Genomic DNA, 20,861 nt, shown 5'->3' on the forward strand with positions numbered 1-20,861 from the left:
TTGTATCTTAAATAAAGAATTGAGTAAGGAGTCGCAGCATGAGTCAGGAATGGGATGCCGGTCGGTTGGACAGCGACCTCGATGGCGTAGCTTTCGATACCCTGGCTGTGCGCGCCGGCCAGCACCGCACCCCGGAAGGTGAGCACGGTGACCCGATGTTCTTCACTTCCAGCTACGTGTTCCGCACCGCCGCCGATGCCGCTGCGCGCTTTGCTGGCGAAGTGCCGGGCAACGTGTATTCGCGTTATACCAACCCGACAGTGCGCGCGTTCGAAGAGCGTATTGCGGCACTGGAAGGTGCTGAGCAGGCGGTAGCGACGGCCACTGGTATGGCGGCGATCCTGGCGGTGGTGATGAGCCTGTGCAGTGCTGGCGACCATGTGTTGGTGTCGCGCAGTGTGTTTGGTTCGACCATCAGCCTGTTCGAGAAGTATTTCAAGCGCTTCGGTATCGAAGTGGACTACGTGCCCTTGGCGGATCTTTCCGGCTGGGATGCGGCGATCAAGGCCAACACCAAGTTGTTGTTCGTCGAGTCGCCGTCCAACCCATTGGCTGAGCTGGTGGATATCGCTGCGTTGTCTGAAGTGGCGCATGCCAAAGGTGCGATGCTGGTCGTAGACAACTGCTTCTGCACCCCGGCGCTGCAACAGCCGTTGAAGCTGGGGGCGGACATCGTCGTGCACTCGGCGACCAAGTTCATCGACGGCCAGGGCCGTTGCATGGGCGGTGTGGTTGCAGGTCGCAGCGAGCAGATGAAGGAAGTCGTCGGCTTCCTGCGCACGGCTGGCCCGACCTTGAGCCCGTTCAACGCGTGGATCTTCCTCAAGGGTCTTGAGACCCTCAACCTGCGGATGAAGGCCCACTGCGCCAACGCCCAGGCTTTGGCCGAGTGGCTGGAGCAGCAGGACGGTATCGAGAAGGTGCACTACGCCGGCCTCAAGAGTCACCCGCAACACGAATTGGCCCAGCGCCAGCAGCGTGGTTTCGGCGCTGTGGTGAGCTTTGAGGTCAAGGGCGGCAAAGAGGGCGCCTGGCGCTTTATCGATGCGACTCGCCTGATTTCCATCACCGCCAACCTGGGTGATAGCAAGACCACCATTACCCATCCGAGTACCACTTCCCACGGGCGCCTGGCGCCGCAGGAGCGTGAAGCGGCGGGTATCCGTGACAGCCTGATCCGCATTGCGGTTGGCCTGGAAGACGTGGCTGATTTGCAGGCTGACTTGGCTCGCGGGCTGGCTGCCTTGTGATCGAGTGGTCCATGGAGGCGGCGGCTGCCACTAACGGGCGCGTTGCGCTGGTCACAGGTGCGGCGCGAGGCATTGGTCTCGGGATTGCCGCATGGCTGATCAGCGAAGGCTGGCAGGTGGTGTTGACTGACCTGGACCGCGAGCGCGGTTCCAAGGTGTCCAAGGTGCTGGGTGAAAACGCCTGGTTCATCAGCATGGACGTGGCGGACGAGAAGCAAGTGGCCGAAGGTGTTGCCGAGGTATTGGGGCAGTTTGGGCGCCTGGACGCGTTGGTCTGCAATGCGGCGGTGGCTGACCCGCGTAATATCACCCTGGAAAGCCTCGACCTGGCGTACTGGAATCGAGTGCTTGCGGTGAACCTCAGTGGGCCGATGTTGTTGGCCAAGCACTGTGCGCCTTATCTGCGTGCCCATGGCGGTGCCATCGTCAATTTGGCCTCGACCCGCGCCCGCCAGTCGGAACCGGACACCGAAGCCTACGCGGCGAGCAAAGGTGGTCTGCTGGCCCTCACGCATGCCTTGGCGATGAGCCTGGGGCCGGAAGTACGGGTCAATGCGGTCAGCCCTGGCTGGATCGATGCGCGTGATCCGGCTGCACGTCGGGCCGAGCCGTTGAGTGATGCTGATCATGCACAGCATCCAGCGGGCAGGGTAGGCACCGTAGAAGATGTGGCGGCGATGGTAGCGTGGCTGTTGTCGCGCCAGGCGGGGTTTGTCACCGGGCAAGAGTTTGTCGTGGACGGTGGCATGAGCAAGAAGATGATTTACAGCGAGTAGGGCGGGTAGCCGTCTTGAAGCAATTTTGTCTTTTTCAGAAAAACTTCAAGCAGGCTATTGACTTAGGTCCGATACCTGCGTAAATTTCGCGGCCTCAACGAAGCAAAGGGTGATTAGCTCAGCTGGGAGAGCATCTGCCTTACAAGCAGAGGGTCGGCGGTTCGATCCCGTCATCACCCACCACTTCTTGAGAGTTTTGCCTCAGGGCAAGACGCAACGTTAAAGGTTGCACCGACGCGCAGCGGTAGTTCAGTCGGTTAGAATACCGGCCTGTCACGCCGGGGGTCGCGGGTTCGAGTCCCGTCCGCTGCGCCACATTTTCCAGGTCTGATTCGTCGGGCTTGAGATTGAACAACCAAGGTTGATCGATCAGATGTTCAAAGACTGTTGAGGGTTTTCACTCAATCAGTCAAGCGATACGCAGCGGTAGTTCAGTCGGTTAGAATACCGGCCTGTCACGCCGGGGGTCGCGGGTTCGAGTCCCGTCCGCTGCGCCATATCTGCATCAAGGCCCACTGAACGCCTTGAAGCACAAAGCAAGCCTCTGGCTACTTTGATCCGATAGCAAAGACCCTGGTCGAAAGACCGGGGTTTTTTGTGTCTGCGATTTGATGCGCGCGATCTGTAGGAGCCCGCTTGCGGGCGATGGCGATTTCACGGACGCCATCGCCCGCAAGCGGGCTCCTACAAGTTTCGAGTCAGAATCCTAATTTGTCGCGTAGGCCGTAATACCAGGCACCCAGCGCTGCAAACGGCGTACGCAACAGTTGCCCGCCCGGGAAAGGGTAGTGCGGCAGGTCGGCAAACGCGTCAAAACGCTCTGCCTGGCCTCTGAGTGCCTCCGCCAGTACCTTGCCGGCCAGGTGCGTGTACGTCACGCCATGGCCACTGCAGCCCTGTGAGTAGTAGATGTTATCGCCCAGGCGTCCCACCTGCGGCAATCGCGACAGGGTCAGCAGGAAATTGCCGGTCCAGGCGTAATCGATCTTCACGTCCTTGAGTTGCGGGAAGGCCTTGAGCATCTTTGGACGGATGATCGCCTCGATATTTGCCGGATCACGCGCGCCATACACCACGCCACCACCGAAGATCAGGCGCTTGTCGCGGGTGAGGCGGTAGTAGTCGAGCAGATAGTTGCAGTCTTCGACGCAGTAATCCTGCGGCAGCAGGGTTTTTGCCAGTTCGTCACCCAGCGGGGCGGTAGTGATCACTTGCGTACCGCAGGGCATCGACTTGGCTGCCAGCTCCGGCACCAGGTTGCCCAGGTAGGCATTGCCTGCAACGATAATGAACTTGGCCCTGACCTTGCCCTGCGCGGTATGCACCACCGGATTGGCGCCGCGCTCGATTCGTACGGCTACCGATTGTTCGTAGATCGTGCCGCCCAGAGATTCCACGGCCGCTGCTTCACCAAGCGCCAGGTTGAGCGGGTGGATGTGCCCGCCGCTCATGTCTAGCAAGCCACCCACATAGTTGTCACAGGCCACCACTTCACGGATGCGGCGCTCGTCCAGCAGCTCCAGCTGTGTATGGCCGTAGCGCTCCCACAGGCGCTTCTGCGACTCCAGGTGGCCCATGTGTTTGCTGTTGAGTGCGGCGAATACGCCGCCATCCTTCAGGTCGCACTGGATTTGGTACTTGGCCACGCGCTCGCGGATGATCCTGCCGCCTTCGAATGCCATCTCTCCCAGCAACTGCGCCTGTTTGGGCCCGACGCTGCGCTCGATCACATCGATATCACGGCTGTAGCTGTTGACGATCTGCCCGCCGTTGCGGCCCGAGGCGCCGAACCCCACCTTGGCGGCTTCGAGCACCGTCACGCGAAAACCGTTCTCCAGCAGAAACAGCGCGCTCGAGAGGCCGGTGTAGCCGGCGCCAATCACGCACACATCGGTTTCGACCTCACCTTGCAGTACCGGGCGAGGCGGAACGGCATTCGCGGATGCGGCGTAATACGACTGGGGGTAGGGGGTGTTCGCCATCCTGGAACCTCTGTTTTATATTTTTTACGAGTGCGCCGATCCTACCTGAGTTGAAAATTGCCTGCCAGCCACCCGAAATCCACGGGTGTGCCCCACGCAAATAAAAAATTCGCATATTCATAGGGTTAGCTGCAAAAAAGATGTTGACACCCCTCCGGAATTCCGTAGAATGCCGCCTCACAGCAGGCACGTAGCTCAGTTGGTTAGAGCACCACCTTGACATGGTGGGGGTCGTTGGTTCGAGTCCAATCGCGCCTACCAAACAAAATCCGCTCTGCTGGGCGGTCTAGAAGGGCTCACCGAAAGGTGGGCCCTTTTTTGTTGTCTGTGATTTCTAAAACCCCGCCTCAGCCGGTCTCGCCAAGAAACATCTGCACCAACACCAGTTCAATCAGCGCCACCAACAGCAAAAACATCACGAACCCAAATGAGAGCACGCGTTTTCGCCGTGGTGGTGTGTAGTCGTTGCTGAATTCAATCAGCTTGAGTATCGCGCCGCTCAGATTCCAGGTGAACTCAAGAAACTCGCTCGCGGCGGCGTTTTACTTAGCCTTGGCACTTTTGATATCGCTGATCATCTGCTTGGCAATCGCCAGCACCTGTTTCTGCGTCATGGCCGAGGCAATGCCTTCCCAGGCGGACGACGAGGTGTCGTAGGTGCGCGAGCCAGTCGGTGTGCCGGATTGCAGGTCGGCGTAATCGGCGCGCTCGATGTCGCGGAACTTGCTCACATTGATGTTGATGTCGACACCGTCTTCACCGCTCGGTGCCACCGCTGGATTTTCCGTAATATTGAAGCCCGTCTGGCGGGCTTCGACCTGGAGTGCGTTGTTCCAGTCGCGCTTGAGCAGGTTCCAGTCCGGGTTTTGCTCGACCTGGCCTTCGCCTCTTTCAGGTCTGTCCACAACTTGTTACGTGCGCAGCGTTCGATCACCCACAAAATTTATTGGTTCGCAGCAACAATTTTTCTTGTTGGACACCTCCCGCCCCCAGGCAGCAAAGTTGCCGCCACTGACGCTCGACCTTTCGGGTCAACAATAAAAAACCGAGCCGACTGCACGCCACTTCTTGCTGTGAACCCTTTGTTCACATCCTGCTGTAATGGCGCCGCAGCGCGCACTTAAGGACCTCACGCCATGCAAACTGTTGTGAACTTATGGCCGTTGATCGGCGTACTTGTGATCGTGGTTGGCTTTGTCTTGCGCTTCAACCCTTTGTTGGTGGTCACCGCCGCCGCTATCGCCACTGGGCTTGCCGCCCATTTCCCACTGGAAAAAATCCTCGCCACCATGGGCGATGGCTTCCTTCAGACCCGTGCCTTGCAATTGATCCTCTTGTTGCCTCTGGCGGTCATTGGCCTGCTGGAGCGTCACGGACTGCGCCTGCATGCGCAAAACTGGATCGCGCGGTTCGAGCGCGCCACGGTAGGGCGTTTGCTGATCATCTATCTGTTTGTACGCGAGTCCACTGCCGCCATGGGCTTGACCAGCCTGGGCGGGCACCCGCAGATGGTGCGCCCGCTGCTGGCACCGATGGCCGAAGGTGCGGCGGAAAAACGCTACGGCAAGCTGCCGGACAAATTGCGTCACAAAGTGTTGGCCATGTGCGCTGCGACCGACAACGTCGGCCTGTTTTTTGGTGAAGACATCTTTGTCGCTTTCGGCGCAATCGCGTTGATGCACACCTTCCTGCTCGGCTCAGGGATTGATGTGGAGCCTCTGCACATTGCGGTATGGGGTATTCCTACAGCGATCTGCGCTTTCATCATTCATGCGATCCGTCTGCATCGGTTTGATCGAAGGCTTACCCGTGAGATGACGCCCGCCGCTACGCCAGTGGAGGCCGTGCAATGATCATTTCCATTCAATACCTGTACTGGCTCGCCGGGGTTCTGCTGCTGATCACTGCGGGCATGATTTTGATGGACCGGAGCCATCCCAAGCGTTGGTCCAGTGCGTTGTTCTGGTTGTTGTTCGCTATTCCGTTCTTGATAGGCGAACGCCTGCCATCGGTGGCCATCGGCGCCGGCGTTGTGGTCATGGCATTGATTGCCGGCCTGGGCGGCGTTGGCCGTGGCAAGCATGCCGAGTTGCATGACAAGGCCTCTCGCGCCAGTGCGGGCCGGCTGGGTCACAAGCTGTTCATTCCTGCGCTCGCCATTCCATTGACCACGGTCATTGGCTCGGTGCTGCTTAAGCACACCGAGATTGGCGGCGTGCCACTGCTGGATCCGAAAAACACCACCTTTGTATCCCTTGGTATCGGCTGCTTGATCGCACTCGGCCTGGCTTGCTGGCTGACCCGCGATACACCGGTGCAAGCCTTGCGCGAATCCCGCCGTCTCACAGAAGCCCTCGGCTGGGCGATGGTGCTTCCGCAAATGCTGGCGATGCTCGGCTTGCTGTTTAACGAAGCCGGGGTTGGTACAGCCGTTGCGCATGTCACCACCACCTACATCAACCTGGATTTCAAGTTGGTGGCGGTGATGGTTTATGTGCTGGGCATGGCCTTGTTCACGGTGATCATGGGTAACGGCTTCGCGGCTTTTCCAGTGATGACCGGCGGTGTCGGCGTGCCGGTGCTGGTGGGTATCTACGGCGGAAATCCAGCCGTAATGGCGGCGATTGGCATGTTCTCCGGCTACTGCGGCACACTGATGACGCCGATGGCCGCCAACTTTAATATTGTGCCTGCGGCGTTGCTGGAACTGCCAGACAAGAACGCGGTGATCAAGGCTCAACTACCCACGGCGTTGATGATGTTGGTGGTCAATATTGTACTGCTCTACCTGTTGATGTGAGGCCAAGATGCGAACCGTTTTGCTGATGGGCTTTGAGCCCTTTGATCAAGACTTGGTTAATCCGTCCTGGGAGGCTGTGCGCCAACTGGACAGTGTTCAGTTGGAGCCCGATGTGCAGATAGTTGCGCGTCAATTGCCTTGCGCATTTGCCTCTGTTGGCGAGTGCCTGATCGGGCTGGTCGAAGAGTTGCGCCCGGCGATGGTGATCGCTACTGGCCTGGGGCCGGGCCGTAGCGATATCTCTATCGAACGGGTGGCGATCAATGTCAACGATGCGCGCATTCCCGATAACCTGGGCGAGCAGCCTGTCGATACGGCGGTCATCGCTGATGGCCCGGCGGCCTACTTCACGACGCTGCCGATCAAGGCGATGGTCAAGGCCGTGCGTGAAGTAGGGATCGCAGCCTCCGTATCGCAGACGGCAGGGACATTTGTGTGTAATCAGGTGTTTTATCTATTGCAGCATGCGCTTGCGGGGTCGGGAGTGCGCAGTGGGTTTATCCACGTACCGTTTCTGCCGGAGCAGGTGGCGGGTACACAGCGGCCTTCGATGGCGCTGGGTACGACGGTTGCGGGATTGCACGTGGCTGTATTGACGGCGTGGCGAACACTGGCGGATGTAAGGGAAACGGGTGGGCAGGTCAGTTGACCGGCCCGGCTTTTCTCACGGCGCAAACAGTCGGGTGAGCCCGAAGGTGATGGCGCAAGCCAGGCCAGTCATTGCAAATGCGGTTGCCACGTACCACTTGATGAGGTTCAGTTCAGTGGTTGCCAGGTCTGCCTTGGACGCGAAGTGCTTATCCATGGCGTCTGCCTTGCCCGAAACGGTGATCAGCTTCTCGTTCATTTCAGCCAGCCCCTTTTCCAGTAGACCTAATCGTATTTCCATTCCCGAATCTCCCTTTGCACTGTTGCCGGCTCTGCCTTGAGCCGCTTCGGAAGAAAGATTAGTTGGGTCTAAGACCGATGGTAAGAGGCAAACCTTTGCAAAATAACACCGGGTACATGCTGCTCATTCCTCCCGCTTCGGAAAGAACAAATCAAAACACGTCACCCCGGCCTCACTGCTCACGCTGTAGTGGCCGTTGTGCAACTGCATGATGGTCGCCACAATCGACAAACCCAACCCGTTGGATTGCGCTGATCGTTCCCGTGATTCATCCACACGGTAAAAGCGTTCGAACAGTCGCGGCAGATGCTCGGTAGCGATGGTCTCACCGCGGTTGCTGACCTTCAGGTGAATGCCCCCGGCATCGGGAATCGCCCGTATCACCAACTCGGTGCTCGGCGCACCATATTTGATGGCGTTGGCACACAGGTTCGCCAGGGCCCTGCGCAGTAGCATCGGCTCCGCCCAGATCACCCCGTCACCTTCAGCGCGAATGCTGATATCCCTATCCGCCGCCAAGCCTTCGAAGTAGTCGGCGATGCGTTCCACTTCATCTGCGGCATTGAGTTCCTGACGCTGGCGCAAGGCGCTGGCCGGGTCGGTGCGCGCCAGGAACAGCATGTTGTCTAGCATCCGCGCCAGGCGTTCAAGCTCTTCGACATTGGATGCCAGCAATTGTTGATAGCTCTCAGTGCTGCGGTGCTGTTGCAGAGCGACCTGGGTTTCTCCCAGCAGGTTGTTGATCGGCGTGCGCAGTTCGTGGGCCATGTCGGTGGACACCTGGCCCAGCTGTACAAAGCCCTTGGCCAGCCGCTCCAGCATGGTGTTGAACGCGTCAATCATCGGGAGCAGCTCTTTTGGCGCGCCGTGGCTGTCGAGGCGTTCGGCGAGATTGCCGACGCCGATGCCTTGGGCGTGCCGGGCCAGGCGGCGCAACGGTACGAGTCCACGATGCACTAGTAGATAACCGGCCACCGCCAGAATGATTGCGGCGATGCTCGCCAGGATATAAACGCTCAAGCGATAGCTGGCGAGCATGGCGGTGCGCTCTGTCATCAGGCGCCCCGTGGTGACCTGCAGGCTGCCCAGGTCGCCGGAGTCGATGGACGCGGCCACGGTCGCGAACGGCACACCGTTAATGCTGGGGAAGTGGTGCACGTCAGCAAACGTCAGTTCGTGGTTCTTGGGCACCGGGGGAACGGAAGGCAGGTCGATATTACCGGGATTGACCGTCAGCAAGGGTTTTTGCCCAGGTGCGGCGATGCTAAGTATCGATTCACGGTTGCCCAGCATGTTCTGGAACAGCTCCGGCTTGGTTTTGATCAGGTCGACCGTGTTGCTGTCATTGAGCAAGTTGCGCAGTTGGTCGACGCGGGAAATCAATGCAGCATCGTCCCGCTTGATCAACTCACGCTCCAGCTCGCGGTACAGCGCCACGCCCAGGGTTGCCAGCAAGGCGAAGGCGAGCAGGGCAAAGATCAATGCCAGGCGCAGGGTCAGTGAGTAATGGCGACGTTTGTTCATGGCTGGGTGTCGAAGCGGTAGCCGATGCCGCGCACGCTGTGGATCAGCTTGAGCTGGAACGGGTCGTCGATTTTCAAGCGCAGGCGCCGTACGGCGACGTCTACTACGTTGGTGTCGCTGTCGAAGTTCATGTCCCATACCCGTGATGCGATCAGCGAGCGCGACAGCACCTGGTCCTGGTGGGTTGCAAACAGATGCAGCAGGGCGAACTCTTTATTGGTCAGGGTAATGCGCGTGCCGGCGCGGGTAACGCGGCGCTTCAGTACGTCGATTTGCAGGTCGGCGATCTGCAACTGTTCCTCGTCCCGGCTCGGGCCGCGACGGGTCAGCGTACGCAAGCGTGCCACCAGTTCGGCGAAGGAAAACGGCTTGATCAGGTAATCGTCGGCGCCCAGTTCAAGGCCTTTGATACGGTCGGCAATATCATCGCGGGCCGTCAGAAAAAGTACCGGTGTGTCGACTTCCTTGCGCAGGCGGCGTAGCACTTCCCAGCCGTCCATTTTTGGCATCATCACATCCAGCACGATCACGTCGAACGGCGTTTCCAGGGCCTGGTGCAGGCCGTCCACGCCATCGCGGGCGAGGCTCACGGAATAGCCCAGCTCCTGCAGGCCATTGAGCAAGTAGTTGCCGGCCTTGGGTTCGTCTTCGACTACGAGGATGTTCATGGGAAGTGCCCTGTCTCAATGCGTGGCGCAAGTGTAGCCCGATCAATTATCACTGGCGCAACCGATGCCTTGCACTTGGTAGTCCAACACATGTTCGCGGCCCTGGCTGTCGAGGTAATTGAGGCGTGCCGGGACGATGCCGCATTGGCCGTAGGTATCGGTGCTCGACAGCACTTTAGCCACGTCCAGGTGGACGAAAAAGCCGGTTTTGTCATGGGTCACGGGTTCGGCGGCAAACACGGAACCGGTAGCGAGCAAAGCGGCAAAGCCGAGGACAAACAGTTTCATGGTGGTATCTCTCTAAAAGGGTTGGCTGCCAGGTCATGGCAGTGACTTCACAGTAACCAGGCGCCCCGAACAGCCAACCAACAGGATGATGACAAGTTTGTAATGCAGGTTCAGGGCTGGCGGCCCGAGGCTTCGAGGATCAGGTCGGTGATTTCCTTGGCGTGGGACACCAGTGACAAGTGGCTCGATGGCAGCTCGACAGTGGTGGCATTCATGCGCTTGGCGAGGAAGCGCTCCAGGTCCGGGTTGATGGTCTGGTCGTTCGCCGACACCGCGTACCAGGACGGCTTGGTGTGCCAGGCGGCATTGACGGTGCGGCCGCTGAACAGCGTCTTGGTGATGGGTTGCTGCACGGCGTACAGCTCCATGGCCTTGGCGTGCGGCACATCGGCGGCGAAGTACTTGAGGAAAGCGTCCTGGCTCAAGGTCAGGTAGCCGTCGTGATCTTCGACGCCGGCGCGCACCGGCATGGTCGGGTACTTGGCCGAGAGGGCGACGAAGTCTTCGTTCGCATCTGGGGCCCGAGCGGCCACGTAGACCAGGGAGCTGACTTTCGGATTGACCCCGGCGTCGCTGACTACGGTGCCTGCGTAGGAATGGCCGACCAACACGGTCGGGCCGTCTTGTTGATCCAGCACACGGTTGGTGGCGGCGACATCGTCGGCCACCGAGGTCAGTGGGTTCTGCACGGCAGTGACGTGCAGCCCGGCGGCCTGGAGCCGGGTAATCACCTCGGACCAGCTCGAACCGTCCGCCCAGGAACCGTGCACCAGCACCACGTTATTGGCTTTGACCGGCGCGACGGTACCGGCCATGGCGGTGCCAGTGCCCAGCAGCATCAGGCTGGCGGCGATCAGGCAGAGTTTGCTTGCAGGTTTCATGGATGGACCCTTTTCATCAGTAGGAAGTGGCGTCATCCGATGTGGGTGACTGACGACTCCACTGTATGAAGTGAGGGTGCCGGCAAGACTTACAGCTTGATTACAAACCTGTAATGCAATCCAGGTTCCTAGCGTTTACAAGCAGCGAGGTGATCCGTAGATTGCATCGGGCACGTCATTTGTTACAACCCAAGAGGAAGCCACGCAGTGTCCAACCGAGGTTCAGCCGTATTCAACCGCCGTTACCGTGCCTTTCTGTTTGATATGGATGGCACCTTGCTCAACTCCATTGCCGCCGCCGAGCGCGTATGGAGCATCTGGGCGCAACGCCATGGTTTGGATGTGCCGGCGTTCTTGAAGACCATCCACGGTGCCCGCGCGATCGACACCATCAGGCGTCAGGCGTTGCCCGGTGTCGATCCCGAAGTCGAGGCGCAGTGGATTACCGAGGCTGAGATCAATGATGTGGAAGGCGTTGTCGCGATTCCCGGTGCTCTCAGGTTCCTGAACAGCTTGCCGGGCGATCAATGGGCGGTGGTTACGTCGGCGCCCAGGGCGTTGGCATTACGTCGTCTACAGGCGGCGGGTATTGCACCGCCCGCGGTGTTGATCACGGCCGAAGACGTTGCCGTCGGCAAGCCAAACCCCGCCTGTTACGTGCTGGCGGCCCAACGCCTGGACGTGCCTGTGCAGGATTGCCTGGTGTTTGAAGACGCGACGGTGGGCATTCATGCAGGCGAGGCGGCAGGGGCGGATGTGATGGTCGTGACGTCGACGCATCACACGCCGATGGTCACCGCGCATCCCTCGATTGACGGATATGAGCCGTTAAAGGTAAAGCGCGACGCGGACGGTTTGCTGTGCTTGCGGAGCGGGGCAGACTGATAAAAAAGGCCGAGCCCGCTACCGGTCTCGGCCTTGTTCCAGGCGGGCTGCATCGGGCGGCTGCATCCGCTCATTGCGCATGCCTTGGCGTGACAACACCATCTCCCTGAGGATTTCATTGGCCAGTCGGGCGATGGCTTCGGCGCCGTGATAATGCGCGCGCACGATCCCGGTAATTGCGAAGTGGTCGGTGTCCGGCCCGCTCAGCACCGCCGAAAGGGTGCCGTCGGCGTGCAATGTGCAGGTCACCTGATAGCTGGGCAGCCGCGCTGCCAGTGCGGATTCGATCTGGGATTTACTCAGGGTATCCATCTTGCTTCAGGGCCTTTTGCTGATCATGCACGCCCAAGCATAGGTCGTGTTGTGGCGCTGTAAATACCGGCGATCTGATAGCGAGCGGCGCCGCATCAACAGTCCGCGTGCCAGTACAACTTACAAGCAGCAGCGCCAGGTCCAGCGCTCCTAAGTGCACACGGATGGCTGGGTATCAGTCAGGAAATTCGGTCGTGAATGAAACGACAAGTTCCACGCGTGAAGACAGTTTCATCTTTCCACGAAGATGAACACATTGGCGACGTCAATCACGCAACAACGATCAGAGCAGTCCGAAGACGTTTTCGCCAGCCATTACCGTGAACGAAAAGGCTGGCTACTGAGGGCGCGTCAAGGCGTCTGGTTTTTGTCCGGGGCAGTCAGACCAGCCTGGATGCGCTGGTAGATTTCCTCGCGATGCACGGCAACATCCTTGGGTGCGTTGATGCCGATTCGTACTTGCTGGCCGCTTACGCCCAGGATGGTGATCGTGATGTCATCACCGATGTTTATGCTTTCACCAACTTTGCGGGTGAGTATAAGCATGGACTTCTCCTTGATTACTTTTAAGGACACATGTTTCAGACAGGGCAGGTGTCGGATGTGTGTAGCTTACTGCTAAGCGCTTCCCTGTGACTGCCTCTTTTAGGACGCATAGAGGCGACATTAATTCCCATGGCGGCATCATACAGGTCTGCGATACATGATTCGCATTGTTTAAGCCAACGTTTATGACGGCCAGAATAGACAGTGAATGATAAAGTCGCCTCTTTATCTTTGAAGGAGCAGGGCAGTGCGTAAAGTAGCGATGGCAATTGCGGTGTTGGCATTGGCCGGTTGCGGTGAAGGCAAGAGCGTTGATGCGCCCAAGCCTAAGCCAGCCGTCACCGAAAGCCAGCCACAGACCGGCGCGATTGCCGCCCAGGAATGGGACCTGCGGGTAGGTCCGCCTGACCACAAGTTGCAAGCGATCACCGACCTCACGGCCTGGCTGCTGGAGCATGGTTTCAATTTTTACATCGTGAAAGTGGATGGCAAGGACGAAGTCCTGCTGGGGCCTTTCGCAACCAGGGCGGAAGCCGAGGCCAAGCAGACCCTGCTCAACGAGAAAATGGCTCGCGCCAAGAAAACCGACACTGTGTCAGAAATCATTGAGCACAACGCCGCCCAGTAAGGGGCGTGTGGGCGGGCGTCCCGCCCACATTCAACCGCAGGCTTTCAGGTTCACCGGGCCGACAAACTCATTGCCGCGCCCCATCACGCACGCCACGGTCTGGTTGCGTTGCCGCTCCCAGGCCTGTACCGGGTAGGTCTTGTTCCAGGCTTCGTACAGCTGGCGATCCTGTTTTGACAGGCGCAAGCCGTACTGCTTGCTCATGTAGAAATATGTGCGCGCAATCATGCCCCGGATGGACGGGCGCGGCATGACCTTCTTGGCCTTGAAGTCCACCTGGGTCAGGCAAGAGCCGTATTGCCCGCTTTGCACCGGCAACCAACCAAAACTGAAGTTGTTGCGGTCCCCATTGACCTCGCCGATGCTCGGCACCAGGTTGTGCAAGTCGGCTTCGGCGCGCTTGAACGCGTCGTCGTGGCGCGTACAGTTCTTGCGCCCGCCGTCTTGCCAGCACTGTCGCTGATGGCCGATCTGCCAAGCCGGAACGATATGCTCCCACTCAATGCGTGCGGCGCGGTTGGCGTTTTTGCGTGGGATGTAGCCGCAGGCTTTCAAATCCACCCGGTTGCCGGTGTACTTGCAGCCGCAATAGAACTCGGTGGATTGTGGGGCGTAGAGCTTCCAGGCGACTTTCTTGGCTTCGCTGAACGTTCGGGGGGCCTGGGCGTGGGCGGTGAAGGTAAAAAACAGGCAGCACACAGCGATAAAACGGACACTCATTGAATCAATCTTCCTTCGGTACAACCCAGAAAATCTGCACACCGCCGTCGTCCCTATAGGCGAGGGTGACGTTATCGTTCTCCGCGATTTCCTCCAGCAAACGCGCCCACTCATCCTCAGGCTCTTCCGGCAAACGGAAGATCAAGGCTGCCTTGGCTTTCTGGGCATGGGTCGAATTGATGATCTTTTGCACGCGGATGGCCAGACGTTCATAGGCATCGGGCGGGGTTGGCGTTGCGGAAGAGGACTTTGCCACGGAGTGTTCCTTAGTAGGCTGTACGCACATACAGTATTTAACTGTAGGCGATTTCGCAACTGCTTAAACTTCAAGAAGTCCGTCTGACAGCAATTCAGGCAATTTCGTGTAGGGCGGTAGAAGGGGGTTGTAGGAGCAAGCTTGCTCGCGAGAAGCTTGAGGGCGATGGGTCAATCCAGACAGACAGCGTCAGTGTTAACGACCTTCGCGAGCAAGCTCGCTCCTACAGAGGACGGCAGGAATCAGTATTCCCAGAACATCCGTTGCAGCTCTTTGCTGTCCTGGGTCTTGGTCAGGGCGACCATCGCGAGGATGCGGGCTTTTTGTGGGTTCAGGTCATGTGCGGCCACCCAGTCGTACTTGTCGTCAGGTTGTTCGGCATTACGCAGAACGAAACCACCGGCATTCACGTGGGAAGAACGGATGATCTGAACGCCTTGCTTGCGCAGTTCCTGCAGGGCAGGGACCACTTTGGAAGACACCGAGCCATTACCGGTACCGGCATGGATGATGGCTTTCGCGCCAGCTTGGGCTAGGGCCTTCACCGCAGTGTCGCTCACGTTGCCATAGCCATAGGCGATTTCAACGTCAGGCAGGCTCTTGATGTTCTTGATGTCAAATTCCGAATCCATGGTGTGACGCTTGGCAGGCAAGCGGAACCAGTAGGATTTGCCTTCAACGACCATGCCCAGTGGGCCCCATGGGCTCTTGAATGCTTCGGTCTTGATGTTGATCATCTTGCTGACGTCACGACCCGACTGGATCTCGTCGTTCATGGTGACTAGCACGCCTTTGCCGCGTGCGTCTTTGCTACCGGCCACGGCCACGGCGTTGTACAGGTTGAGCATGCCGTCTGCCGACATGGCGGTGCCTGGGCGCATGGAACCGACCACCACGATTGGCTTGTCGGTTTTTTCCACCAGGTTCAGGAAGTAGGCGGTTTCTTCCAGGGTGTCGGTACCGTGGGTGATCACGATGCCGTCCACGTCCTTGCTGTCAGCCAGTTCGGCGACGCGACGCCCCAGTTGCAGCAGGTTTTCATTGTTGATGCTTTCGGACGCAATTTGCATAACTTGTTCGCCGCGTACATTGGCGATCTGGCTAAGCTCAGGAACACCGGCGATCAATTGCTCGATACCGACCTTGGCCGCCTGGTAGGTGGCACTGTTGGCCGCGCTGGCGCCAGCGCCGGCAATGGTGCCGCCGGTGGCGAGGATCACCACGTTGGACAGTTTGGTCTTGGATTCAACTTCCTTTGCCTGGGCGGCAACGGGGAACAGCAGCAGAAGGGCTAACGCGCCCGGAACAAAGTTTTTCAGTGCAGATTTCATTATTTTTCTCTCTGGTTTTTGATGAGTGCTGTAGCAGGTTCATCTAGAACACTCGGGCGATTCTGAATGCCACGAGGTGATGGAGTAGAGCAGGATTTGTACCAAGCTCAGCGTGGGCGCTATAACAATTTAAGATATTGATTTATAACAATTAATAATGACTTTGTGGACTTGTTGATCACGTGGGCGTCCGGCTTTCCGAACATCGGACTTTATTGCGTTCGGTTGTCCGAAAATGCTGACCGCCAGGCTTTGGGGGTTGCATGGATGATGCGCCCCAGCCTGTCGTTTTAGAGAACGATCGGCAGTGTGCAATGTTTAAACGCATCGATTGTCAGGTGTGAGGGAGGCGTGGATGAAAGGCCGTTTACAACCGTTGACAAATCTCGACAAGGTTCTCATAGTTTGAATAACGCAAACGTTTGCGAGATGTTTCACGGGGTGCTCCCTGAGTATCGTGACAGCTCGTATCAGCCACCCGGGTGGGAAGGCTGCCGAAGTGCCCTTCGGTGCAAGCGTTGCTCACAATAATCATAAGATCGGAGTGAACCCATGAAGCTGCCATTCGCTGGACGTCTTCTTGCTGTCGCTGTGCTTGCCGCCGCATCCGCTGCCCTGCCTCTCTCCTCTGCATTCGCTGATGACGCCGCCAAACCCAAGGTTGGCCTGGTCATGAAATCCCTCGCTAACGAGTTCTTTGTCACCATGCAAGACGGTGCCAAAACGTACCAGAAAGAACACGCCGCCGATTTCGACATGATAACCAACGGGATCAAGAACGAAACCGACACCAGCGCGCAGATCGATATCGTCAACCAGATGATCCTTGCCAAGGTCAACGCCATCGTCATCGCACCCGCCGATTCCAAGGCGCTGGTCACCGTGCTGAAGAAGGCTTCGGATGCGGGTATCAAGGTCGTCAACATCGACAACCGCCTGGACCCGGACGTGCTCAAAAGCAAAAACCTCGATATTCCATTCGTAGGCCCGGACAACCGCAAAGGCTCCAAGCTGGTGGGCGACTACCTGGCCAAGCAACTGGCGTCGGGTGACAAGGTCGGCATCATCGAAGGCGTGCCGACGACCACCAACGCCCAGCAGCGTACCGCAGGCTACAAGGATGCGATGGACGCTGCCGGCATGAAGATCGTCTCCACTCAATCGGGCAACTGGGAAATCGACCAGGGTCAGAAGGTCGCTTCCGCCATGTTGAGTGAATATCCGGACCTCAAGGCGCTGTTGGCCGGTAACGACAACATGGCCCTCGGCGCCGTCTCCGCCGTGCGCGCGGCAGGCAAGGCCGGCAAGGTGCTGGTGGTGGGCTACGACAACATCGAAGCCATCAAGCCGATGCTGCAAGACGGCCGCGTACTCGCGACCGCTGACCAGGCCGCTGCACAGCAAGCTGTGTTCGGTATCCAGAACGCGCTCAAGCTGGTCAAGGGTGAGAAAGTCGATGCCAAAGATGGCGTGATCGAAACCCCGGTCGAACTCGTCCTCAAGAAGTAATCCTGGCAGTACCCAACAGCGCCCGCTCGCCCTGAGCGGGCGCCTGGAGATTTTCCTATGTCATCTTCCGCCCCGAACGCTGTCCTCTCGGTCAGCGGTATCGGCAAGACCTATGCCCAGCCGGTTCTGTCCGACATCACCCTGACGCTCAATCGTGGGGAAGTGCTGGCGCTGACCGGTGAGAACGGTGCAGGCAAAAGCACCTTATCGAAGATCATCGGCGGGCTAGTCACGCCGACCACCGGGCGCATGCAGTTCAATGGGCAGGACTATCGCCCCGGCAGCCGCACCCAGGCCGAAGAGCTGGGCGTGCGCATGGTCATGCAGGAACTCAACCTGCTGCCGACGCTGACCGTCGCCGAAAACCTGTTCCTGGATAACCTGCCTAGCCACTGTGGCTGGATCAGTCGCAAGCAACTGCGCAAGGCTGCGATCGAGGCCATGGCCCAAGTCGGCCTGGATGCTATCGACCCGGATACACTGGTCGGCAGCCTGGGTATTGGCCATCAGCAGATGGTCGAGATCGCCCGTAACCTGATTGGCGACTGCCACGTACTGATCCTCGACGAACCCACGGCGATGCTCACTGCCCGTGAAGTCGAGATGCTGTTTGAACAAATCACCCGCCTGCAGGCCCGGGGCGTGGCGATCATCTACATTTCACACCGGCTGGAAGAGCTGGCCCGTGTGGCCCAACGCATTGCGGTATTGCGCGACGGCAAGCTGGTCTGTGTTGAGCCGATGGCCAACTACAACAGCGAGCAATTGGTCACCTTGATGGTCGGTCGCGAGCTGGGCGAACACATCGACCTGGGCCCGCGCACCATTGGCGGCCCGGCGCTTACGGTAAAAGGCCTGACCCGCTCGGACAAAGTCCGCGATGTGTCCTTCGAAGTGCGTGCGGGCGAGATCTACGGCATCTCCGGCCTGATCGGTGCCGGTCGTACTGAACTGTTGCGCCTGATCTTCGGTGCCGACCTGGCGGACAGCGGTACCGTGGCGCTTGGCTCGCCGGCCCAGGTGGTGAGCATTCGCTCGCCGGTGGACGCGGTGGGCCACGGCATTGCCCTGATCACCGAGGACCGCAAGGGCGAAGGCCTGCTGCTGACTCAATCCATCAGCGCCAATATCGCGCTGGGCAACATGCCGGAAATTTCCGGCGGTGGCGTGGTCAACAGCCGCAACGAAACCGCCTTGGCCAAACGCCAGATCGACGCCATGCGCATCCGCAGTTCCAGCCCGGCGCAGTTGGTGTCCGAGCTGTCCGGTGGTAACCAGCAGAAGGTGGTGATTGGCCGCTGGTTGGAGCGCGATTGCTCGGTGATGCTATTTGATGAGCCGACCCGTGGCATCGACGTCGGTGCCAAGTTCGATATTTATGCCTTGTTGGGCGAATTGACCCGCCAGGGCAAAGCGCTGGTGGTGGTGTCCAGTGACCTGCGCGAACTCATGCTGATTTGCGACCGCATCGGCGTGTTGTCCGCCGGGCGCTTGATCGAGACCTTCGAGCGCGACAGCTGGACCCAGGACGAATTGCTCGCCGCCGCCTTTGCCGGCTATCAGAAACGTGATGCGCTGCTCAACGACGCAGTGCTTAGGGATACCCCATGAAAACCACAACTTCCCCCGGCAAGACTGGCGGCAACTTCTACGGCCTGGGTACTTACCTGGGCCTGGCGGGCGCCTTGCTGGCGATGATTGCGCTGTTCTCGGTACTCAGTGACCACTTCCTGTCCTACGACACCTTCAGCACGTTGGCCAACCAGATTCCGGACCTGATGGTGCTGGCGGTAGGCATGACCTTCATCCTGATCATCGGCGGCATCGACCTGTCGGTGGGGTCGGTGCTGGCGTTGGCCGCGTCCGCTGTCAGCGTAGCGATTCTCGGCTGGGGCTGGAGTGTGTTGCCCGCCGCCGTGCTCGGCATGGGCTGTGCGGCATTGGCCGGCACTATCACCGGCTCGATCACTGTGGCCTGGCGCATTCCGTCGTTTATCGTGTCCCTCGGCGTGCTGGAAATGGCCCGTGGCGTGGCGTACCAGATGACCGGCTCGCGCACTGCCTACATCGGTGATTCATTTGCCTGGCTGTCCAACCCGATTGCCTTTGGCATCTCGCCGTCGTTCATCATTGCCTTGTTGGTGATCATCGCCGCGCAGCTGGTATTGACGCGTACGGTGTTTGGTCGTTACCTGATCGGTATCGGCACCAACGAAGAGGCCGTGCGCCTGGCGGGGATCAATCCCAAACCGTACAAGATCCTGGTGTTCAGCCTCATGGGCCTGCTGGCCGGTGTGGCGGCGCTGTTTCAGATTTCGCGCCTGGAAGCGGCTGACCCGAACGCCGGCTCCGGCCTGGAGCTGCAAGTGATTGCGGCGGTGGTGATCGGCGGTACCAGCCTGATGGGTGGGCGCGGTTCAGTGATCAGTACCTTTTTTGGTGTGTTGATTATTTCGGTATTGGCCGCTGGCCTGGCGCAGATCGGTGCCACGGAGCCCACGAAGCGCATCATTACCGGTGCCGTGATCGTGATTGCCGTGGTCCTCGATACCTACCGCAGCCAGCGCGCCAGTCGGCGGGGCTGAACCATGGCAACGATCAAGGATGTGGCAGCGCTTGCAGGTATTTCCTATACCACGGTCTCCCATGTGGTGAACAAGACGCGCCCGGTCAGCGAACCGGTACGTATCAAGGTCGAAGCGGCGATCAAGCAGCTCGACTACGTGCCCAGCGCCGTCGCGCGTTCGCTCAAGGCCAAGACCACAGCCACCATCGGTTTGCTGGTGCCCAACAGCCTCAACCCGTATTTTGCGGAGTTGGCCCGGGGCATCGAGGATTACTGCGAGCGTAACGGTTATTGCGTGATCCTGTGCAACTCCGACGACAACGCTGAAAAGCAGCGCAACTATTTGCGTGTGTTACTGGAAAAACGCATCGACGGCTTGATCGTGACCTCGGTGGGTGGCGACGACAGCGGTCTTGCCGCCGGCTTGAGCGCGGTGCGTACGCCCATGGTGATCGTCGACCGGGCGCTGGATGGCATTGACGTGGACCTGGTGCGTATCGACCACGAGGAGGGCGCCTACCTGGCGACCCGACACTTGCTCGAACTGGGCCACCGAGACATCGCCTGTATCGGCGGCCCGGCCCATACCCGTGTCGCGCAGATGCGTCTGGCGGGGTATCACCGCGCGCTGCATGAGGCTGGCGTGGCAGTGGCGGACAATCGCACCCAGGAAAGCGATTTCACCAGTACAGGCGGGTATGCCGCTGCCGTGCAATTGTTGACGCACAACCCGCCGAGCGCGATTTTTGCCAGCAACGACATGATTGGGTTCGGCGTGCTGCGCGCAGCAGCCGAGCGCAATATCCGCGTGCCGGGCGAGCTGTCAGTGATCGGTTTCGATGATATTCAGATGGGCCGTTACGTCTACCCGGCGTTGACGACGGTCGGGCAGTCGATCGTGCAATTGGGCGAGACGGCAGCCGAGCTTTTACTGCGAAGAATTGCGACACCCCACATGCCGATCGATCAGCGCATCGTGACGCCGAGCATTGTATTGCGTGAGTCGACGGCGCCCGTCGCCGGAACATTCGCCCAATACCGCTGAACCGA

At 59.1% G+C, this 20,861-nt stretch carries 23 protein-coding genes and 4 tRNA genes; 15 read left to right on the forward strand and 12 right to left on the reverse strand.

Annotation, left to right across the window (positions count from 1 at the left end; all coding sequences use genetic code 11):
- The first annotated feature begins 38 nt into the window (after positions 1 to 38).
- The 5 genes from HX868_RS12705 (at position 39) to HX868_RS12725 (ending at position 2,523) form a co-directional block, all read left to right on the forward strand.
- Positions 39 to 1,250 (forward strand): O-succinylhomoserine sulfhydrylase, encoded by a 1,212-nt coding sequence (locus HX868_RS12705; protein ID WP_016976635.1) that lies wholly within the window; start codon positions 39 to 41, stop codon positions 1,248 to 1,250.
- A gap of 11 nt (positions 1,251 to 1,261) precedes the next feature.
- Entirely contained in the window at positions 1,262 to 2,026 is a 765-nt protein-coding gene (locus tag HX868_RS12710; protein ID WP_177003270.1) for an SDR family oxidoreductase, read from the forward strand.
- A 107-nt stretch (positions 2,027 to 2,133) separates the two neighbouring features.
- Positions 2,134 to 2,209 (forward strand) — tRNA-Val (locus HX868_RS12715).
- A 55-nt stretch (positions 2,210 to 2,264) separates the two neighbouring features.
- A tRNA-Asp gene (locus HX868_RS12720) sits at positions 2,265 to 2,341 on the forward strand.
- A gap of 105 nt (positions 2,342 to 2,446) precedes the next feature.
- Positions 2,447 to 2,523, forward strand: a tRNA-Asp gene (locus tag HX868_RS12725).
- A gap of 201 nt (positions 2,524 to 2,724) precedes the next feature.
- Here HX868_RS12725 and HX868_RS12730 read toward each other — a convergent pair.
- On the reverse strand, positions 2,725 to 4,008 hold the full coding sequence (locus tag HX868_RS12730; RefSeq protein ID WP_177003101.1) for an NAD(P)/FAD-dependent oxidoreductase: 1,284 nt from the start codon (positions 4,006 to 4,008) through the stop codon (positions 2,725 to 2,727).
- Positions 4,009 to 4,192: 184 nt separating this feature from the next.
- Here HX868_RS12730 and HX868_RS12735 point away from each other — a divergent pair.
- A tRNA-Val gene (locus tag HX868_RS12735) sits at positions 4,193 to 4,269 on the forward strand.
- A gap of 281 nt (positions 4,270 to 4,550) precedes the next feature.
- Here the strand turns inward: HX868_RS12735 and HX868_RS12740 are convergent.
- The gene (locus tag HX868_RS12740; protein ID WP_246355522.1) at positions 4,551 to 4,913 is read right to left on the reverse strand and encodes a hypothetical protein; all 363 of its coding nucleotides are present in this window, start codon (positions 4,911 to 4,913) and stop codon (positions 4,551 to 4,553) included.
- Between the two features lie 231 nt (positions 4,914 to 5,144).
- On the opposite strand from HX868_RS12740, the gene HX868_RS12745 reads away from it, so the two are divergent.
- Genes HX868_RS12745 through pcp form a run of 3 tightly spaced genes read left to right on the forward strand, consistent with a single transcriptional unit; the run spans position 5,145 to position 7,457 of the window.
- On the forward strand, positions 5,145 to 5,861 hold the full coding sequence (locus tag HX868_RS12745; RefSeq protein WP_016978172.1) for a DUF969 domain-containing protein: 717 nt from the start codon (positions 5,145 to 5,147) through the stop codon (positions 5,859 to 5,861).
- Entirely contained in the window at positions 5,858 to 6,808 is a 951-nt protein-coding gene (locus HX868_RS12750; RefSeq protein ID WP_177003102.1) for a DUF979 domain-containing protein, read from the forward strand. Before HX868_RS12745 ends, HX868_RS12750 begins: the two co-directional genes overlap by 4 nt.
- A gap of 7 nt (positions 6,809 to 6,815) precedes the next feature.
- The gene (gene pcp, locus HX868_RS12755; RefSeq protein ID WP_177003103.1) at positions 6,816 to 7,457 is read left to right on the forward strand and encodes a pyroglutamyl-peptidase I; all 642 of its coding nucleotides are present in this window, start codon (positions 6,816 to 6,818) and stop codon (positions 7,455 to 7,457) included.
- A gap of 15 nt (positions 7,458 to 7,472) precedes the next feature.
- On the opposite strand, the gene HX868_RS12760 is transcribed toward pcp, so the two are convergent.
- From HX868_RS12760 to HX868_RS12780, 5 genes are all read right to left on the reverse strand, one after another.
- The gene (locus HX868_RS12760; RefSeq protein WP_177003104.1) at positions 7,473 to 7,697 is read right to left on the reverse strand and encodes a hypothetical protein; all 225 of its coding nucleotides are present in this window, start codon (positions 7,695 to 7,697) and stop codon (positions 7,473 to 7,475) included.
- 123 nt (positions 7,698 to 7,820) lie between these two features.
- A complete protein-coding gene (locus tag HX868_RS12765; RefSeq protein WP_177003105.1) occupies positions 7,821 to 9,221 on the reverse strand; it encodes a heavy metal sensor histidine kinase in 1,401 nt (466 codons plus the stop codon).
- The gene (locus HX868_RS12770; RefSeq protein ID WP_016978166.1) at positions 9,218 to 9,889 is read right to left on the reverse strand and encodes a heavy metal response regulator transcription factor; all 672 of its coding nucleotides are present in this window, start codon (positions 9,887 to 9,889) and stop codon (positions 9,218 to 9,220) included. The genes HX868_RS12765 and HX868_RS12770 overlap by 4 nt, the downstream gene beginning before the upstream one ends.
- Positions 9,890 to 9,931: 42 nt before the next feature.
- Entirely contained in the window at positions 9,932 to 10,177 is a 246-nt protein-coding gene (locus HX868_RS12775; protein ID WP_177003106.1) for a DUF2790 domain-containing protein, read from the reverse strand.
- A 110-nt stretch (positions 10,178 to 10,287) separates the two neighbouring features.
- Positions 10,288 to 11,058 (reverse strand): alpha/beta fold hydrolase, encoded by a 771-nt coding sequence (locus tag HX868_RS12780; protein ID WP_177003107.1) that lies wholly within the window; start codon positions 11,056 to 11,058, stop codon positions 10,288 to 10,290.
- Between the two features lie 207 nt (positions 11,059 to 11,265).
- Here HX868_RS12780 and HX868_RS12785 point away from each other — a divergent pair, with 207 nt between their 5' ends.
- Entirely contained in the window at positions 11,266 to 11,943 is a 678-nt protein-coding gene (locus tag HX868_RS12785; RefSeq protein ID WP_177003108.1) for an HAD-IA family hydrolase, read from the forward strand.
- Positions 11,944 to 11,961: 18 nt separating this feature from the next.
- Here HX868_RS12785 and HX868_RS12790 read toward each other — a convergent pair whose 3' ends face one another.
- Together HX868_RS12790 and csrA are read right to left on the reverse strand one after the other, a co-directional pair.
- Positions 11,962 to 12,255 carry a hypothetical protein gene (locus tag HX868_RS12790; RefSeq protein ID WP_016978162.1) on the reverse strand — a complete coding sequence of 98 codons (294 nt, stop codon included), beginning with the start codon at positions 12,253 to 12,255 and terminating at the stop codon, positions 11,962 to 11,964.
- A 351-nt stretch (positions 12,256 to 12,606) separates the two neighbouring features.
- Positions 12,607 to 12,801 carry a carbon storage regulator CsrA gene (gene csrA / locus HX868_RS12795; protein WP_003192511.1) on the reverse strand — a complete coding sequence of 65 codons (195 nt, stop codon included), beginning with the start codon at positions 12,799 to 12,801 and terminating at the stop codon, positions 12,607 to 12,609.
- A gap of 262 nt (positions 12,802 to 13,063) precedes the next feature.
- On the opposite strand from csrA, the gene HX868_RS12800 reads away from it, so the two are divergent.
- Positions 13,064 to 13,429 carry an SPOR domain-containing protein gene (locus HX868_RS12800; protein ID WP_016978161.1) on the forward strand — a complete coding sequence of 122 codons (366 nt, stop codon included), beginning with the start codon at positions 13,064 to 13,066 and terminating at the stop codon, positions 13,427 to 13,429.
- A gap of 30 nt (positions 13,430 to 13,459) precedes the next feature.
- On the opposite strand, the gene HX868_RS12805 is transcribed toward HX868_RS12800, so the two are convergent.
- The 3 genes from HX868_RS12805 to HX868_RS12815 form a co-directional block, all read right to left on the reverse strand.
- A complete protein-coding gene (locus HX868_RS12805; protein WP_177003109.1) occupies positions 13,460 to 14,149 on the reverse strand; it encodes an endonuclease in 690 nt (229 codons plus the stop codon).
- 4 nt (positions 14,150 to 14,153) lie between these two features.
- Positions 14,154 to 14,405, reverse strand: a complete 252-nt coding sequence (locus HX868_RS12810; protein WP_016978159.1) for a DUF1654 domain-containing protein — start codon at positions 14,403 to 14,405, stop codon at positions 14,154 to 14,156.
- Positions 14,406 to 14,647: 242 nt separating this feature from the next.
- Positions 14,648 to 15,736 (reverse strand): asparaginase, encoded by a 1,089-nt coding sequence (locus HX868_RS12815; protein ID WP_016978158.1) that lies wholly within the window; start codon positions 15,734 to 15,736, stop codon positions 14,648 to 14,650.
- A 552-nt stretch (positions 15,737 to 16,288) separates the two neighbouring features.
- Between HX868_RS12815 and HX868_RS12820 the strand changes: the two genes are divergently transcribed.
- The 4 genes from HX868_RS12820 to HX868_RS12835 are packed head-to-tail and all read left to right on the forward strand — an operon-like array spanning position 16,289 to position 20,856.
- Positions 16,289 to 17,245 carry a sugar ABC transporter substrate-binding protein gene (locus HX868_RS12820; RefSeq protein ID WP_016978157.1) on the forward strand — a complete coding sequence of 319 codons (957 nt, stop codon included), beginning with the start codon at positions 16,289 to 16,291 and terminating at the stop codon, positions 17,243 to 17,245.
- Positions 17,246 to 17,302: 57 nt separating this feature from the next.
- Positions 17,303 to 18,856, forward strand: a complete 1,554-nt coding sequence (locus HX868_RS12825) for a sugar ABC transporter ATP-binding protein (protein ID WP_177003110.1) — start codon at positions 17,303 to 17,305, stop codon at positions 18,854 to 18,856.
- Complete coding sequence (locus HX868_RS12830) at positions 18,853 to 19,830, forward strand: ABC transporter permease (protein ID WP_010209107.1); 978 nt, start codon at positions 18,853 to 18,855, stop codon at positions 19,828 to 19,830. The genes HX868_RS12825 and HX868_RS12830 overlap by 4 nt, the downstream gene beginning before the upstream one ends.
- A 3-nt stretch (positions 19,831 to 19,833) precedes the next feature.
- The gene (locus HX868_RS12835) at positions 19,834 to 20,856 is read left to right on the forward strand and encodes a LacI family DNA-binding transcriptional regulator (protein WP_095016930.1); all 1,023 of its coding nucleotides are present in this window, start codon (positions 19,834 to 19,836) and stop codon (positions 20,854 to 20,856) included.
- The last annotated feature ends 5 nt before the right edge of the window (positions 20,857 to 20,861 follow it).

The sequence above is a fragment of the Pseudomonas reactans genome, assembly GCF_013385825.1.
Lineage (GTDB): Bacteria > Pseudomonadota > Gammaproteobacteria > Pseudomonadales > Pseudomonadaceae > Aquipseudomonas > Aquipseudomonas reactans.

What these genes read in the sequence shown, in the direction of transcription:
- HX868_RS12705 (WP_016976635.1), top strand. Translation starts at nt 39, where the DNA reads ATGAGTCAGGAATGGGATGCCGGTCGGTTGGACAGCGACCTCGATGGC.
- HX868_RS12710 (WP_177003270.1), top strand. Translation starts at nt 1,262, where the DNA reads ATGGAGGCGGCGGCTGCCACTAACGGGCGCGTTGCGCTGGTCACAGGT.
- HX868_RS12730 (WP_177003101.1), bottom strand. Translation starts at nt 4,008, where the DNA reads ATGGCGAACACCCCCTACCCCCAGTCGTATTACGCCGCATCCGCGAAT.
- HX868_RS12745 (WP_016978172.1), top strand. Translation starts at nt 5,145, where the DNA reads ATGCAAACTGTTGTGAACTTATGGCCGTTGATCGGCGTACTTGTGATC.
- HX868_RS12750 (WP_177003102.1), top strand. Translation starts at nt 5,858, where the DNA reads ATGATCATTTCCATTCAATACCTGTACTGGCTCGCCGGGGTTCTGCTG.
- pcp (WP_177003103.1), top strand. Translation starts at nt 6,816, where the DNA reads ATGCGAACCGTTTTGCTGATGGGCTTTGAGCCCTTTGATCAAGACTTG.
- HX868_RS12760 (WP_177003104.1), bottom strand. Translation starts at nt 7,697, where the DNA reads ATGGAAATACGATTAGGTCTACTGGAAAAGGGGCTGGCTGAAATGAAC.
- HX868_RS12765 (WP_177003105.1), bottom strand. Translation starts at nt 9,221, where the DNA reads ATGAACAAACGTCGCCATTACTCACTGACCCTGCGCCTGGCATTGATC.
- HX868_RS12770 (WP_016978166.1), bottom strand. Translation starts at nt 9,889, where the DNA reads ATGAACATCCTCGTAGTCGAAGACGAACCCAAGGCCGGCAACTACTTG.
- HX868_RS12775 (WP_177003106.1), bottom strand. Translation starts at nt 10,177, where the DNA reads ATGAAACTGTTTGTCCTCGGCTTTGCCGCTTTGCTCGCTACCGGTTCC.
- HX868_RS12780 (WP_177003107.1), bottom strand. Translation starts at nt 11,058, where the DNA reads ATGAAACCTGCAAGCAAACTCTGCCTGATCGCCGCCAGCCTGATGCTG.
- HX868_RS12790 (WP_016978162.1), bottom strand. Translation starts at nt 12,255, where the DNA reads ATGGATACCCTGAGTAAATCCCAGATCGAATCCGCACTGGCAGCGCGG.
- csrA (WP_003192511.1), bottom strand. Translation starts at nt 12,801, where the DNA reads ATGCTTATACTCACCCGCAAAGTTGGTGAAAGCATAAACATCGGTGAT.
- HX868_RS12800 (WP_016978161.1), top strand. Translation starts at nt 13,064, where the DNA reads ATGGCAATTGCGGTGTTGGCATTGGCCGGTTGCGGTGAAGGCAAGAGC.
- HX868_RS12805 (WP_177003109.1), bottom strand. Translation starts at nt 14,149, where the DNA reads ATGAGTGTCCGTTTTATCGCTGTGTGCTGCCTGTTTTTTACCTTCACC.
- HX868_RS12815 (WP_016978158.1), bottom strand. Translation starts at nt 15,736, where the DNA reads ATGAAATCTGCACTGAAAAACTTTGTTCCGGGCGCGTTAGCCCTTCTG.
- HX868_RS12820 (WP_016978157.1), top strand. Translation starts at nt 16,289, where the DNA reads ATGAAGCTGCCATTCGCTGGACGTCTTCTTGCTGTCGCTGTGCTTGCC.
- HX868_RS12825 (WP_177003110.1), top strand. Translation starts at nt 17,303, where the DNA reads ATGTCATCTTCCGCCCCGAACGCTGTCCTCTCGGTCAGCGGTATCGGC.
- HX868_RS12830 (WP_010209107.1), top strand. Translation starts at nt 18,853, where the DNA reads ATGAAAACCACAACTTCCCCCGGCAAGACTGGCGGCAACTTCTACGGC.
- HX868_RS12835 (WP_095016930.1), top strand. Translation starts at nt 19,834, where the DNA reads ATGGCAACGATCAAGGATGTGGCAGCGCTTGCAGGTATTTCCTATACC.